At 65.0% G+C, this 14362-nt stretch carries 12 protein-coding genes and 2 pseudogenes; 6 read left to right on the forward strand and 8 right to left on the reverse strand.

Annotated features, from left to right (window positions below; all coding sequences use genetic code 11):
* Positions 1 to 33 precede the first annotated feature (33 nt).
* The gene (locus JOE69_RS08345; protein ID WP_309797748.1) at positions 34 to 447 is read right to left on the reverse strand and encodes a VOC family protein; all 414 of its coding nucleotides are present in this window, start codon (positions 445 to 447) and stop codon (positions 34 to 36) included.
* A gap of 254 nt (positions 448 to 701) precedes the next feature.
* Between JOE69_RS08345 and JOE69_RS08350 the strand changes: the two genes are divergently transcribed.
* Complete coding sequence (locus tag JOE69_RS08350) at positions 702 to 1988, forward strand: aspartate kinase (protein ID WP_309801216.1); 1287 nt, start codon at positions 702 to 704, stop codon at positions 1986 to 1988.
* 16 nt (positions 1989 to 2004) lie between these two features.
* Here the strand turns inward: JOE69_RS08350 and JOE69_RS08355 are convergent, their stop codons facing one another.
* Positions 2005 to 2550 carry a GNAT family N-acetyltransferase gene (locus JOE69_RS08355; RefSeq protein WP_309797750.1) on the reverse strand — a complete coding sequence of 182 codons (546 nt, stop codon included), beginning with the start codon at positions 2548 to 2550 and terminating at the stop codon, positions 2005 to 2007.
* A 154-nt stretch (positions 2551 to 2704) separates the two neighbouring features.
* Here JOE69_RS08355 and JOE69_RS08360 point away from each other — a divergent pair, with 154 nt between their 5' ends.
* Complete coding sequence (locus JOE69_RS08360; RefSeq protein ID WP_309797752.1) at positions 2705 to 4354, forward strand: cation:proton antiporter; 1650 nt, start codon at positions 2705 to 2707, stop codon at positions 4352 to 4354.
* 16 nt (positions 4355 to 4370) lie between these two features.
* Here JOE69_RS08360 and JOE69_RS08365 read toward each other — a convergent pair whose 3' ends face one another.
* Positions 4371 to 4685, reverse strand: a complete 315-nt coding sequence (locus JOE69_RS08365; RefSeq protein WP_296362945.1) for an L-rhamnose mutarotase — start codon at positions 4683 to 4685, stop codon at positions 4371 to 4373.
* A 250-nt stretch (positions 4686 to 4935) separates the two neighbouring features.
* On the opposite strand from JOE69_RS08365, the gene JOE69_RS08370 reads away from it, so the two are divergent.
* A complete protein-coding gene (locus JOE69_RS08370; protein WP_309797755.1) occupies positions 4936 to 7536 on the forward strand; it encodes an alpha-L-fucosidase in 2601 nt (866 codons plus the stop codon).
* A 4-nt stretch (positions 7537 to 7540) separates the two neighbouring features.
* Positions 7541 to 8398, forward strand: a complete 858-nt coding sequence (locus JOE69_RS08375) for an amidohydrolase family protein (RefSeq protein WP_296362942.1) — start codon at positions 7541 to 7543, stop codon at positions 8396 to 8398.
* A 75-nt stretch (positions 8399 to 8473) separates the two neighbouring features.
* Here JOE69_RS08375 and JOE69_RS17860 read toward each other — a convergent pair.
* The 3 genes and pseudogenes from JOE69_RS17860 to JOE69_RS08390 all read right to left on the reverse strand — a co-directional run.
* Positions 8474 to 8860, reverse strand: a pseudogene (locus JOE69_RS17860) (sensor histidine kinase); the annotation flags it as partial.
* A gap of 45 nt (positions 8861 to 8905) precedes the next feature.
* Positions 8906 to 9151 carry a HAMP domain-containing protein gene (locus tag JOE69_RS08385; protein WP_309797759.1) on the reverse strand — a complete coding sequence of 82 codons (246 nt, stop codon included), beginning with the start codon at positions 9149 to 9151 and terminating at the stop codon, positions 8906 to 8908.
* Between the two features lie 73 nt (positions 9152 to 9224).
* Positions 9225 to 9296, reverse strand: a pseudogene (locus JOE69_RS08390) (response regulator transcription factor); the annotation flags it as partial.
* A 71-nt stretch (positions 9297 to 9367) separates the two neighbouring features.
* Between JOE69_RS08390 and JOE69_RS08395 the strand changes: the two are divergent.
* On the forward strand, positions 9368 to 10300 hold the full coding sequence (locus JOE69_RS08395) for a 3-methyladenine DNA glycosylase (protein ID WP_309797761.1): 933 nt from the start codon (positions 9368 to 9370) through the stop codon (positions 10298 to 10300).
* Positions 10301 to 10327: 27 nt separating this feature from the next.
* Positions 10328 to 10894: a YajG family lipoprotein gene (locus JOE69_RS08400; protein ID WP_309797764.1), complete on the forward strand. Its 567-nt coding sequence runs from the start codon at positions 10328 to 10330 to the stop codon at positions 10892 to 10894.
* Between the two features lie 29 nt (positions 10895 to 10923).
* Here JOE69_RS08400 and JOE69_RS08405 read toward each other — a convergent pair whose 3' ends face one another.
* The gene (locus JOE69_RS08405) at positions 10924 to 11823 is read right to left on the reverse strand and encodes an EamA family transporter (RefSeq protein ID WP_309797767.1); all 900 of its coding nucleotides are present in this window, start codon (positions 11821 to 11823) and stop codon (positions 10924 to 10926) included.
* Positions 11824 to 11909: 86 nt separating this feature from the next.
* Entirely contained in the window at positions 11910 to 14315 is a 2406-nt protein-coding gene (locus JOE69_RS08410; RefSeq protein WP_309797770.1) for a S8 family serine peptidase, read from the reverse strand.
* Positions 14316 to 14362: the final 47 nt, after the last annotated feature.

The raw sequence follows: 14362 nt of genomic DNA on the forward strand, positions 1-14362 counted from the left end.
GCGCTCCGCAGGCAGGCCGGGTGCGGCGTGGATTCAGCCGGCCGGGGTTGCGGTGATGTTGACCATCCAGTCCACGCCGAACTTGTCTTTGCATTGGCCGAAGAAGTCGCCCCACGGGGCCTGTTCCAAGGGCATCGCGACGACCCCGCCGGCGATGAGCTTCTCCCAATACCCGCGCAGCACGGACTCGTCCTCGCCGCTGAGCGACAACGTGCCGTTGGCGCCGAGTTCCATGCTGTTCGGGGTGTCCGCCCCCATCAGCACCAAACCGTTGTCCGCCACGAGCATCCCGTGCATGATTTTGTCCTGCTCAGCCGGGTCTTCGCTCACCTGGAATTCTCCGAAACTGGACATCGTGAGCTCACCGCCGAACACCGACTGGTAGAACGTCATCGCGTCTTTCGCGGTGTCTTGGAAGCTCAGATAAGGGTTGAGCCGAACGGCCATGTCGAAACTCCTTCATCGGCAGGAGCCGGGTGCCGACCCCTTTCCGCTCATCCTAGGGGCATTGCCGGGAGACCGGAAGGGTCGGCGTGCCGCCGAGCTGGGCTCAGGCGGTCCGGCAGCGCAGAACTTCCTGCGCAATCTTCGGCCGCGGATTCACCGTCACGCGGGCCGGCGGATAAACTGGCCACAATCTTGTCCCTTCGCTCAGGAGTCTCCGTGCTTTTCCGATGCCCCGTTTTGCCCTGGCTGCCGTCATGGGTCTGATCGTGCAGAAATACGGCGGATCCTCCGTCTCCGATGCCGCCGGAATCAAGCGGGTGGCCCAGCGTGTGGTCGCCACGCAGCAAGCCGGGAACGACGTCGTCGTCGTGGTTTCGGCGATGGGCGACACCACGGATGAACTGCTGGACCTGGCCGCGCAGGTTTCGGAACACCCGCCGGCCCGCGAATTGGACATGCTGATGACCGCGGGCGAGCGGATTTCGATGGCTTTGCTCGCGATGGCGATCAGCGCCCAGAACCGCATCGCCCAATCGTTCACCGGCAGCCAGGCCGGCATGATCACGGACGGGATCCACGGCAAGGCCCGGATCATCGACGTCGATCCGCACCGGGTGCGCACCGCCTTGGACAAGGGGCACATTGCGATCGTTGCCGGATTCCAGGGCATGAGCCGGAGCACCAACGAAATCACCACGATGGGCCGGGGCGGCTCGGACACCACTGCGGTGGCACTGGCTGCCGCCCTGGACGCCGACGTCTGCGAGATCTACACCGACGTCGACGGCGTGTACACCGCGGATCCGCGAGTGGTGCCCAGCGCGAAGAAGATCGACCGGATCTCCAGCGAAGAGATGCTCGAGCTGGCTGCTTCCGGAGCCAAGATCCTGCACCTGCGCAGCGTCGAATACGCCCGCCGCTTCGGCTTGCCGATCCACGTCCGGTCCTCGTTCAGCGATCACGAAGGCACTTGGGTGCTGCCCAGTCCCGACGACAAAATCACCAGGTCCCAAGGAGTTGCTTTGGAACAGCCCATCATTTCCGGCGTCGCGCACGACCGGTCCGAAGGCAAAGTCACCGTGGTCGGCGTGCCGGACATCCCGGGCAAGGCCGCGGAGATCTTCGGAATCATCGCCGCCGCCCACTCGAACATCGACATGATCGTGCAGAACATCTCGACCCAGGGCTCCGGACGCACCGACATCTCCTTCACCTTGCCGATGGTCGAAGGGGCCGACGCCCTGCAGGCGCTCAAGGACGCCCAGGCCGCGGTCGGTTTCGAAGACATCATCTACGACGACAAGATCGGCAAGCTCTCGCTCATCGGCGCCGGAATGCGCTCGCATCCGGGGGTGTCCTTCAAGTTCTTCAAGGCGCTCTCCGACGCCGGGGTGAACATCGACTTGATCTCCACCTCGGAGATCAGGATCTCCGTGGTCACCCGGGCCGATCTTCTGGACATCGCAGTGCGCGCCGTGCACAAGGCCTTCGACCTGGACGGCACCGAAGAAGCCACGGTGTACGCCGGAACCGGCCGCTAGCAGCAACCGCCGGCGATCAGTCGCCCGGAGCGACCAACTGGAACAACACGTTGTCCTGCCAGCGGTTCTGGATCCGCAGGTATTTCTCGGCCACGCCGATCCGCTGGAATCCGCAGTTCGCCAGGACCTGCTGCGAACCGGTGTTGTGCAGCAGGGTGCCGGCTTGCAGCCGGTGCAGGCCGAGGGTGCCGAAGGCGAGGCCGATGACGGCGCTCACGGCTCTGGTCATCGACCCTCGGCCTTGCTCTGCGGCATCGATCCAGTAACCGAGATGGCCGTTCTCGAAGGGCCCCCGGACGATGTCGCTGATCGTGACCGCACCGATCGCCACACCGGCCTTCGTGATCAGCAGCGGCAGAGTGGTCCCGGCAGCGTAGCCCGCAAGCAAGCCCGCGATCCGTTCGGCTTGACCCGGTTCGGTGTAGAACTCCTCCGGGCGCGCCGGGTCCCAGGGCGCTAGATGCTCCCGATTGCGCCGGTAGGCCGCCGCCAGGGAGGCCGCATCGCTTGCCGCGAGGAGCCGCAGCTCGAGGTCTTCGGATAGTCGAATCGAGGTGATCACCGGACCAGCCTATGTTTTCGCGAAGGGAAATCCCTTTCGCATGCTGAATTCGATGCGCATCCGGGATTCCGGTACGCGAATTCCGAGCGCGAGGCGGACAGTATGCTGAGGTTTGACCACGCCCCCGACCCTTGGAGGTCCGTTGAATCCGGAAATGCTCCTGCTCCTGCTCGTCGGAGCCCTCACAGTGACCGCTTTGGCCCGGAAACTCGGCTGGCCGGCGCCGCTGCTGGTCACCGCGGTGGCGATCGCGGTCTCTTTCCTGCCCAATCTGAACGTCGAGATCGAGCCGGAACTGATCCTGACCCTGGTCCTGCCGCCGCTGCTGTATTCGGCGGCCCTGGACATCTCGTTCCAGGACTTCCGGACGTCGTTGCGGCAAATCCGCCGTTTGGGCATCGGGCTGGTGATCATCACGGCCCTGGTGGTCGGCGGCATCGCGAACATCCTGATCGGCGAAATCGGGTTGCTCGCCGCGCTGCTGCTCGGTGCCATCGTGGCCCCGCCGGACGCCGTATCGGCCACCGCGATCGGCAAGAAGCTGGGCCTGCCGCGTCGGGTGATGACGGTGCTCTCCGGCGAAAGCCTGATCAACGACGCTGCGGCGCTGACCATGTTCACGCTCTTCCTGACCGGGCTCAACCAGCACACCGAGGTGAATTTCGGCCAAGGCTTCGTGCTGCTCCTGGTCAATATCGTGGTCGGCGTCGGGGTGGGTTTGGCGATTGCTTTCGTGATCCAGTTCGTCCGGATCCGGATCGACGATCCGCTGATCGAAACCGTGATCGGTTTGCTGGTGCCGTTCGCGGCCTATCTGCTGGCCGAAGAGCTGCAGGGCTCCGGGGTGCTCGCCGTCGTTGCGGCCGGGCTCTACCTCGGTTACAACGCGCCCAAAGCCAGCTATGTGATGCGGCTCCAGGAGCAGCCGATCTGGGCCTCGTTGGATGTCCTGCTCGAAGCCTTCGTCTTCGCCCTGATCGGCCTGCAATTCAAGAACGTGCTGATCGAAGCGATCAACAGCGAGCGCGGGCTGGGCTACAGTCTGGGCGTCGCTTTCATCGTGCTGGGCGTGGTGGTCCTGATCCGGCCGGCTTACGTCTTCTTCTCCTACTACCGCAGACAGATCCCGGTGTTCAAGGAGCGCAGGATCCGCCGCGGCCGGGCCGAGCCGGAAATGAGCTGGCAAGATCTGACCGTAGTCTCCTGGACCGGCATGCGCGGGGTGGTGACTTTGGCTGCCGCGGCGGCTGCGAAAGCTGCCCTGGGGCCGGCCGGCGATTTGATCTTCCTGATCGCCTTCGTGGTCACCATCGGTACTTTGCTGTTGCAAGGGCTGACGCTGCCCTGGGTGATCAAAGCGCTCAAAGTCAGCGATCCCGACCAGGAAGCGCGGGACTTGGCCGCCGAGCAGGCCTTGATGTCGAAGACTTTCAAGGTGGCCATGGAACAAATGCAGCCGACCTGGGAAAAGCTCGCCGCGAAAATCGGTCAAGACAAAGCGGACAAACTGATGGCCCGGATCCAGGGCTCGGCAGCCGCCAGGATGGCGGCCTTGCAGGACGACGACGACGGCGCTGCCGCCGCGCAGCCGAGCCGGCTCGGCTTGGACCGGGTGCCGCAGCAGCAAATGGCGAAATACATGACCGATGCCCGCCGGCAGATGAACGAACTGCGCCGGAAGGTGCTGATCGAGGAGCGGGACCAAGGCAACCTCGATGAGGAAGTCATGCGTACCGTATTGCTGGAGCTGGACACCGAAGAGTTCGCCCTGGACAAGTCTTGGCAGTCGCGGATGCGTTCCTGAGCTGCGGGACCGGGGTTCAGGACTCCGGCAGCTGCCAGACCTGGCCGAGCTCGCGCTGGTAGCTCTGCCCCTCGGTGGTGTCCAGGAAGACGTTCATCCGCTCCTGCCACGCCCGGTCCACCGGCTCGGCCGCCATTGCGGCTTTGAACTGCGCCCAATCCCGGACCTCGACTTCGTGGAAGAGGTCTTCGCCCGAGCGCCAGATCCGCCAGGCGGTGACGCCGTGCTGGCGGAGCAGCTGATCTAGCTCGGCCGGGATCACCGCATGCGCCCGCTCGTAATCTGCGGCCATACCGGGTTTGAGCTTGGTGTGCAGCGCGATTCGTGGCATGCGATTCCTTAAAAGTAAGACGGGAAAATTCATATGTACATCAGATGAATTCAATCAATTTGCTCACCCTCTTGCAAGATCCGAAAAGGAAATCTCTTTTAAATTGCTTGACAGCTGATTCACAGTAGCTCATTCTTGATTCTTAAAGGTCTGATGTATGAATAAGGGGTGCGCAATGATGCGAGTTCGACGACGGGCTGCCGGGTTCTGCGCGGCACTGGCCATCGGAGCCCTTCTGTTGGGAGGATTGGTGCCACCAGCCGTCGCGGACAGCTCCGCAGCAGTGCCGGCGAGCGACGACTTGAAGGTCCGCTTCGCCGGGTCACTCGTCGGCACCACCGCTTACACCACTGCTGGCGATGAGCAGTTGCGCGGCTCGCTGCGCCGGGTCCAAGGCGGCGAAGAACAAATCGTCGGTACCGGGGTGAAACTCTCCGGCGGAACCCAGGGATTGCGTTTCGAGCCCAGTGACTGGACTCTGGGCCAAGGCACCGCGACGAAGAATTTCATCGCGGAGCTGCAATTCACGCCGACGGCGACGCCGGCGAACCTCAGTACTTTGCTGTCCGCTGGCGGCAATTTCTATGTCCGGGCCGAAGCCGGGCAGCTGCGCTACGGATTCAATTCGCCCAATGGCAGCCAATGGACCAACAACTCGGCATCGACCGCGTTCCCGACGCTCAATCAGAAGCACACCTTGTCCCTGCAATACTTGCCCAGCAGCACCGGCGCCTCGCTCTACGTGATCCTCGACGGCAAGCAGTTGCCCACGGTGACTGCCAGCAAGGGCTTCGGCCTGGTCTCGGGCGGGGAAAAAGCTTTCGGTTTCGGCAACGAAGTGCACCCGAGCGGAACCAATCGGGGCTTCGTCGGCTCCTTGCAGCAACTCCGGGTGACCACCGGACCGGACGCCTTCGACCCGAAGGCCTTCGTGCTCGGCGACGGCGGGACCGGCCCCGGGCCGGGCGGCAAATGCACCGATCTCAGCCAACTTTCGCCCGGGAACTACATCCCGGTCAGCGCCGATGATTGCGACCAGGACATCGTGACCAAGTCGACGATGGTCCGGCCCACCGCACAGCAGTGGCAGTGGCAGGACGACCGGCTGAGCGCGTTCGTGCACTTCGGCATCAATACTTTCTACAACCAGGAGTGGGGCAACGGAACCGAGGATCCGAAGCGTTTCAACCCCACCGGCCCGGTCAATACCGACCAGTGGGTCAGCAGCCTGGCCGACGCCGGCTTCCGGCGGGTCATCCTGACCGTGAAACACCATGACGGGTTCCTGCTCTATCCGAGCCGTTACACGGACTATTCGGTGGCATCCTCACCGTGGTTGGACGGCAAAGGCGATGTGGTCAAGCAGCTCACCGATTCGGCCCGGAAGTACGGGCTCGACGTCGGCCTGTACCTCTCCCCGGCGGATTCCAACCAGGAAGTGCGCGGCGTGTACGGCAACGGCAGCGCCCCGAGCACCCGGAGCATCCCGACTCTGGTCCCCGGGGACACCCGAGCCGGCCAGCCCAACCTGCCCAGCTTCAGCTACCAGGCGACTGATTACGGCGCCTACTTCCTGAACACGCTCTACGAGATCCTGACCCAGTACGGGAAGATCAGCGAAGTCTGGTTCGACGGCTCGAACGGCAATACCGCGAAGACCGAAAAGTACGATTACCCGGCCTTCTACGACCTGATCGGCAAGTTGCAGCCGAATGCCGTCGTCGCGGTAGGCGGCCGCGACGTCCGCTGGGTCGGCAACGAAGCCGGGCAGGCCCGGGCGGACAATGAGTGGAGTCCGCTGGCCGTGGGCGATCCCGCGGACAAAGGGAAGTTCACCGAAATCATCCCCACCGACGCCCAAGCCCTGGGCGATCGGCCCAGCTTGATCTCCGCCGTCAGGCAGGGCGCCAATACCTTGCACTGGTGGCCCGCCGAAGCCGACTTCAAATTGACCCAAGGCTGGTTCGCGCACCCCAACGACAAACCGCTCACTGGAAAACAGCAGCTGCAGAAATACGAAGAATCAGTGGGCCGCAATGCGGTGTTCCTGATGAACGTGCCGCCGACCACGAATGGTTCGTTCTCAGCAGCTTCGGTCCAAGCCCTGAAAGACTTCAAGGCCGAACGGGACAAGGCTTACGCCACCGACTTCGCCCGTGGCCGGGATGCGGTATCCGCGGACGGCTCCGTGGTCCGCACGCTCACCGACGACAATCCGTTGACCTCATGGAGTTCCGGCCAGACCGGCGCCGGCAGCGTCACCGTGGACCTCGGTGCGCCGAAGCCGGTGAAACGGATTTCGCTGGCCGAAAATGTACTGAACTTCGGGCAGACCGCAGAGAAAATCACCATCGAGGCGGAGCAGAACGGAACCTGGAAGGAAATCGGCCAATCCGGTGCGGTGGGCCAATCCCGAATCCTGGTCTTGCCGGCAACCGTCACCGCGCAGAAGTTCCGGCTCTCGGTCAAAGCCTCCCGCGCTCCGGTGCAGCTTGCCACCCTCTCGCTCTGGGGCGAATCAGCGGTAGCCCTGCCGCAGCCGGCAGAAACCTACCTCGATTGCTCCGCCTCACGGGCCGGCGATGGTTCCCGGTTGGCGCCGTTCAATTCGCTGGAACAACTCCGCCAGGTCACCTTGGCACCGGGAAGTTTCCTGCGGATCAAGTCCGGCACCGATTGCGCCGCCGGCGGATCCGGGATCTGGGGCTACGGCACTGCCCAGCTGCCGATCACCGCGACCGGTTATGCCGGAACCGCGGAACCGAGCATCGGCGGCAAGCCGGCCAGTGAAGTGCTGGCCCCGTACACCGTCAAGGGCTGGCAACTGTCCTTCGGCACTCCGGTACCCTGATCGGATGAACCCGAGGATCGACGCGCACCACCACCTCTGGGATTTGGCCGTCCGGCCCCAGGACTGGATCAGCGGCCCCGAGATGGCGGCAATCGACCGGGACTTCCTGATCGAGGAGTTCGAATCACTGGCTGCCGCGAACGGCGTCCACGCGAGCGTTCTGGTGCAGACCGTCTGCGTGCCGGCGGAGACTCCGGAGTTCTTGGCGATCGCGGAGCGGTCACCGCTCATCCAAGCGGTGGTCGGCTGGGTGGATCTGGAATCGCCCGACGTCGTCGATCGGCTCGCCGAACTCAGCGCTTTGCCCGGCGGCAGATACCTGCGCGGGATCCGGCACCAGGTGCAAAGCGAGGCCGATCCGGACTGGTTGCTCCGGCCCGCGGTCCAGCGCGGCTTGCAGGCCGTGGGCCGGGCCGGACTGCAATTCGATCTGGTCCTCCGGCCGGACCAGCTCGGCATGGCGGCCCGGGCCGTGCGCCGGCTGCCCGACGTCGGCTTCGTGCTCGACCACGCGGGAAAGCCGCCCATCGCCTCCGGCGAGCTGACCCGCTGGCACACGGATCTCGCAGAACTCGGCACGGCGCCGAACCTGCGTTGCAAGCTTTCCGGGCTGATGACCGAGGCGGCCTGGGATTCCTGGACTATCGGCGATCTGCGCCCGGTCGTGGAGCGCCTGCTGGCCAGCTTCGGCCCGGACCGGCTGATGATCGGTTCGGATTGGCCGGTCAGCACGCTGGCTGGGGACTATGCCCGGATCTGGACGGCGAGCGAGGAACTGATCTCCGGGCTCTCCGGGGCGGAGCGCGCTGCGGTCGGCTGGCAGACCGCAGCCGCTGCCTACCGGATACCGGTGGTTTACTGAGCCTGGCAGCTGGATTCGGCCGTTGCCGCGCTGGAACGGTTCGGTGAAGGTCGCCACCAGCTGCGGTGCCAGCTGCACCCCGGTGTTGTTCACGATCAGGGTCACCGAATCCGTTTCGACGGCGGTGCTGACCTCCACGGTTCCGTGCTCCGGGATATTGTGCACGATCGCGTTGTGCACCAGATTCGTGGCCAACTGCAACAAGAGCGTGGGCGAGCCGGTGGTGGGCGTGATCTCTCCCGTGGTGGTGACCGTCACCCCGTGCTTTTCGGCGAGCGCATGCAGCGTTTCGGTGGCTTCCTCCGCGATGAGCGACAAATCGACGGGTTCCCGGGTGAACGACTGCTGCTCGGCCCGGCTCAGCAGGAGCAATGCCTCGGTGAGCTCGATCGCCCGCGTGTTGACGTATTGCAGCCGTTCCAGCAGCTCCGACCTCTCCTGCCCGGGGCCGCTGCGCGCCACTTCCAGAAGCGTCTGGGTGATCGCCAACGGCGTGCGCAGTTCGTGCTAGGCATTGGCCGCGAACCTGCGTTGCTCGGCGTCGTGCGTTTCGATCCGCTCGAGCATCGCGTCGAAGTCGTCGGCGAGTGCGCGGAACTCGTCTTTGCGGCCTTCCAGCTGAATCCGGTGCGACAGCGACCCTCCGGCAGCCTCGCGGGTGGCCTTGGTCAACCGGGCAAGTGGTACCAACATCCGGCCGGCGAGCATCAAGAAGCCGGCGTAGCTCAAGGTGAGCCTGAGCCGGACGCTCATCCCGGATTTCCTAGCCACGGTTTTCGCCGGCCTCCGGGCCGAGGTCGATCCGGTAGCCGACGCCCGGCACGGTGGCGATCGCTTCCAGACGCAGCCCATCGCGGATGGCGTCCGCCATATAAGGCTCGTCCTCGACCACCAGCATGGACTCCATCCTAAGAGCCGGGGCATATCCTCGGCGTATTGAAAACCCGCCGGGGCTGGGAGAATGGTCGGGTGACTTGCCAGCTCCGCGCGCTCAGCCCAGCCGAGTGGCTGCCGCTTGCCCGGACGCATGCCGAGCGGGTGGACGGCTACGCTGCGCCTTACCTGCAACGGCGCTCGCACGGCGAAAAACACCCGGTCGAGGACTTCCTGTTCACCTATTACACGCTCAAACCGGCCCAGTTGCGGCGCTGGCACCCAGGCAGCGGAGTGGTCCTGCTCGGTGAGGCCGCAGCGGAGCGCTTGGCCTGGCGGTTCTACCGGACCGCCGACGACGGCGAACGCGAGGAGCTGGGCCTGGAGCCGGCCGAGCCCGCAGTGACCGTGGACGTCGTGGAGTTCCTGGCCGCCCGGCGCAGTGCCCTGGACTTCGCGCTGCTGATCTTGGCCGGAACCGCGGCCCGGCCGGCTCAGTTCGGCTGCTTCGGACTGCATGAATGGGCGATGGCCTACCGCAGCGAAGAAAACGGCATCCGGCACGAATACCTGCCATTACGCCTCGGCGCGGCGGGCACCGACCAGGTGGTGGAGTCGAATCGGATCCGCTGCTCGCACTTCGACGCGTTCCGGTTCTACACCCCGCAAGCCGTCCCGCTGAACGAACTCTCGCCGAATCGGGAAAACCAGCGGACCATGGAACAGCCGGGCTGCCTGCACGCCAATATGGACCTCTACAAATGGGCGTACAAACTCATCCCGATGCTGCCCAGCGAAATGCTGATGGACGCTTTCGAGCTCTCCTGGCGGATCCGGGCGATGGACATGCGGGCGGCGCCTTATGACTTGTCCGATTGGGGCTATCCGGCGATCCCTATCGAATCCGCGGAAGGCAAAGCCGAGTACGTGGCCGCCCAGCGCGGCTTCAGCGAGGAATCCGCCGGTCTGCGGTCACGGTTGCTGAACGATTTGCGGGAACGGCTGGAACTCCCGGTCCCGCAGGCCTAGGCTGGGAAGATCCCGAACGGAGGTCCCGTGAAACGCAGCAGCACAGGACGATACGGTGTCCCCGCGGCTTCGGCGCTCCTGATCCTGACGGGCGCCGCGTTGTTGGCCGGTTGCGCCAGCCCGCCGTCGGGCACCGACAACCCGACGAACGCCCCGCCGGCTGCGACTTCCGGGCCGGGATTGCCGCCGTCGGCAAGCACCGGCCTGCCCGGATCGCCCAATCCTGCACCCGCGATCAGCTTGCCCGCCGGAGCCGATATCGGCTTGTCCATCGCGGTCAAGGCCGGCCCGGAGGATCCGGCAAAGGCGACCACCTTGATCTGCAATGGCAGCAGCCCGCTGCCGGAGAGTTCGGTCAGCGACCCGGCAGCAGCCTGCGCTGCGGTGCAGAAATTCGGTTCGGCGATCTTTTCGCCCACGGCACCGAACCGGCAATGCACCATGCAATACGGCGGCCCGCAGACCGCCCAGGTCACCGGCACGGTCAAGGGCCAGGCAGTCGCCAAATCGTTCTCGTTGACCGACGGTTGCGAAATCTCGGACTGGAACAGCTTCGCTGCGGTATTGGGCAGCCCTGCGGACAGCGGTCTCTGAACGGCGACCGGCACCGGGCCGCAGCAGGTTCAGCTGACCGCGATCAGAGCCACTCCGGCGACCACGATCCCCGCCCCGATCAAGCGCTTCCGCGGTTCCGCCTCGTGCAGCAGGAATGCTCCGGCCAAGGTCACGAACACCACCGATAGTTCCCGGGCCGGAGCCACCATGGCCACCGGCGCCAGCTGCAGGGCGAAAAGCACTAGGACGTAGGCCAGTGGGGATACCGTCGCCACGATCAGCACCTCACGGCGGTTCTGCGACCAGACGCTGCGGACCCTGCTGCCCGTGGTGCCACCGGAACGCAGCGCGAACGGAGCCAGCAGCAGCACTTCGGCCAGCGCCGAACCCCACATCAGCGAAATCGGGAACACCGCGAGACCGGCGCTGGTCACCGAGTGCGCGTCCCAGAGCGTGTACGCGGCGATGGTGAATCCGGTCAGTACGCCGTAGAGCACCCCCGCACCGAGCCGGGATGGACGTTTCGCCGGCGTCGGCGTCGAACCGGACAACCCAATCAGGACCACGCCGCCGACCACCACGGCTGCGCCGAGCACCGCGGGCCAGCCGGGGCGTTCGCCGAGCACCAGCAAGGCCAACAGCACGCTCAATGCCGGTCCGGTCCCCCGGGCCAGCGGATAGACCACCGAAATGTCGCCCTGCGCATAGCCGCGCTGCAGGAGTACGAAATAGCCGGTGTGCAGCACTCCGCTGACCGCCCCGCCGAGCAGCCACGGCAACCAATGGCCTCCGCTGCCGAGGACTCCCCAGATGCCCAAGGGCGCCAGGAGCACCGCCGAGCAGACCGAGGCCAGCCAGACGAACGGCACGCCCCCGGCACCGGCTTTTTTGGCAGCGAGATTCCAGACCGCGTGCGCAACCGCCGCAGCGAGGACCAGACCGAGCGCGAGGAGGTTCACGGTCGGCATTGTGCCACAGCCAGATGAACTGTTGTCTATACAGCTGCGCCGAGGCTGGGGTGGGGCCGCCGAGCCCCGCCCCAGCCTGCCACGGGTTACCGGTTCCGGATCGAAACCGGCATCTTGACCTTGACTCCGGCGCCGGACAAGGTGATGTCGCCGTTGTAGATCTGGCCGGAAGCACCACCGGGACGTTCAATGATGATCTTGAACGTTTTGCTGGCACCGGCCTGTTCGAAGACCAGGATCGACGGAATCGTGCGCACCCGCACGCCCGGGGTATCCACCGAGATCTGGTACACCCCCGGGGTGAGCGCGGTCGCCGTCCGGCTGGTTTCCACCCGGCCGTCGAGATTGCCCACCGCCACCGAGGCCTGGTTGAAATCCCGGGCTTTGACCGGGCTCAGACCATCAATGCCCAAGTTGTAGCCGAGTCCCAGGAGATAGCCGAGATAGTCCTTGTTGCCCGCCTCGAAGTAGAGGCCCGGGCTCAAGAACCTGAGCGGATCGACCTGACCGGCACCGACCGCGAGCTTGTCGGTGTTCCGCGAGCCGTCCGCGTTCAGCACATTCCCCGCGGTGGTCATCATCGCGGACTTCACCGCGGCCGGCGAGGCGGTCGGATACTTGCCCAGAATCATCGCCGCGTAGCCGGCCACATGGGGTGCCGCCATCGACGTCCCGGAAGCATAGCCGAATTGGCTTCCCCCCGACGCGATCGGCGAGAATCCGGAAAGCACATTGACTCCGGTGGCGGCCAGATCAGGCTTCAAAATATCGCCGCCGGCGGCATTGTGCGGTCCGCGCGAGGAGAAGCCGGCAATCTGCGGCGTCTTGTCCACGGGTTTTCCGGAGGTGTCCCGGTTCACGATGTTGCCGGGTTGGCCGGGCGCACTGACCAACGTGGCGCGCAACGCCAGGTAGTCCGGCGCGTCCAGGTGCACCGAAGGCACCGCATGCACATCCAAATCGGAGCTGTTCGGCGTCGGATTGCCAAGCACCATTCCGACGCCGCCGGCATCCTTGACCACCTGGCTCTTTTCCACCCGGGCATTCACGCCGCGTTCGCAGACCACGATCTTGTCTGAGGTCTTGGCCGGATCCAAAGACCCGGGCATGCAGAGTTTCGAGGCGCTGGCTCCGGCGGGAGCGAGCGTCTCGGCCAGGACCAGAGGCTTGTTGAACACCGAAGCACTCGCGATGGAGGAGCCGCGGTAACGGGTCCCATCGGCGAGCTCCAAGGTCCCTTTCGCCTCATCCGGCCAGGTGGTTGCAGCCACTGTGGTCACCCAGGGGCCGCCGTGGTTGACGGTATTGGCTCCCGGACCGCTGTTGCCGGCCGAAGCGGAAACCACGATGCCCGCGGACGCCGCGGAGAGGAAAGCCAACGAGACCGGATCGTTGACCCTGGTATTGGAGCCGGAGATCGAGAAGTTAATCACGTCGACCCCGTCCAAAACCGCCTGGTCGATGGCCTGCACCGAGTCCGACGTGTAGCACCCGGTGGTCCAGCAGACCTTGTAAACCGCCAATTTGGCACCGGGCGCAACCCCGGAAGCAATATCCGGGTTGCGGCCGGGCATGTTCACCTGCACGCCTTCGCTGCCCACCGCGGTTCCGGCGGTGTGCGTGCCGTGGTTGTTGGTGTCCACCGGCGAGACGAGCTCCTTCGGGTCCCGGTCTCCGATCAGCGTGTTCGCCAAATAGGTCTCCGCGTAGTAGCGGGCGCTGATCACTTTCGAATTGCACTCGGTCCCGGCGAAGCCCTGGCCGCTTTGGCACTCGCCGCGGAAAGTGTCGCCGTCGGCCTTGAGCATCGAAATGCCGCCGGCCGCGTCCCGGTAGGGCTCGCCCATTTTTGCTTCGCCCTGCAGTGGCTGCACCTGATTGCCCGCCACCAAAGGGTTGCCGGGGGTATAGCCGGTGTCCAGCACGCCGACCACGACGCCTTTCCCGGCATTCGCCGATCCGCCGTACTGGTCCTGCCAAATGCCGTTGCCTCCGCTGAGCCCTAGCCACTGGGCGCTGCTGGAATCCGGTTGCAGCAGCGTGTCCGGGGCCACCGTCACCACGCCTTTCGATGCCGCGAGCTCCTTGGCCTGCTGCCCGGTCAAGCTCGCCACGAAGCCGTTGAGCGCCACGGTCAAATTCTTCTCGATCCGCACATTTTTGGCCCCAGCGACCCGTTGCTGTTCTTGGGTGAGGTACCGCTGGTACTTCTGCACGTCCGGATCCGCCGCATCGACCTTGGACCCGAGCTCCGGTTTGGTCGGCGCAAGTCCGGGGACTCCGCCGTCGTAAGCGGCCACGGCTTCTTTCGCCATCACCACGATGTACCGGCCGTCCGGAAATGTTTGCGCATCCCCGGGCGCCGCAACGGCCGCCGGAACGAATCCGCCGACCGCCAGGAGAACTGCAGTTGCAACTACCCCGAAACTTCTGACTCTGCTCGTCTTGCGTTTAAACACGTGACTACCACCTCTCAATGGTTTGCGAACCATGTTCCCCCAAAAACACCGTCTCACCAGGAGAAACAGAGCGTTCGAAC

The organism is Arthrobacter russicus (assembly GCF_031454135.1).
In the GTDB taxonomy this organism is placed as follows: domain Bacteria; phylum Actinomycetota; class Actinomycetes; order Actinomycetales; family Micrococcaceae; genus Renibacterium; species Renibacterium russicum.

Coding starts and splice junctions, on each gene's coding strand:
- JOE69_RS08360 (WP_309797752.1), top strand. CDS start 2,705: ATGCTCCTGCTCCTGCTCGTCGGAGCCCTCACAGTGACCGCTTTGGCC.
- JOE69_RS08385 (WP_309797759.1), bottom strand. CDS start 9,151: ATGAGCGTCCGGCTCAGGCTCACCTTGAGCTACGCCGGCTTCTTGATG.
- JOE69_RS08365 (WP_296362945.1), bottom strand. CDS start 4,685: ATGCCACGAATCGCGCTGCACACCAAGCTCAAACCCGGTATGGCCGCA.
- JOE69_RS08375 (WP_296362942.1), top strand. CDS start 7,541: ATGAACCCGAGGATCGACGCGCACCACCACCTCTGGGATTTGGCCGTC.
- JOE69_RS08410 (WP_309797770.1), bottom strand. CDS start 14,315: ATGGTTCGCAAACCATTGAGAGGTGGTAGTCACGTGTTTAAACGCAAG.
- JOE69_RS08345 (WP_309797748.1), bottom strand. CDS start 447: ATGGCCGTTCGGCTCAACCCTTATCTGAGCTTCCAAGACACCGCGAAA.
- JOE69_RS08405 (WP_309797767.1), bottom strand. CDS start 11,823: ATGCCGACCGTGAACCTCCTCGCGCTCGGTCTGGTCCTCGCTGCGGCG.
- JOE69_RS08350 (WP_309801216.1), top strand. CDS start 702: ATGGGTCTGATCGTGCAGAAATACGGCGGATCCTCCGTCTCCGATGCC.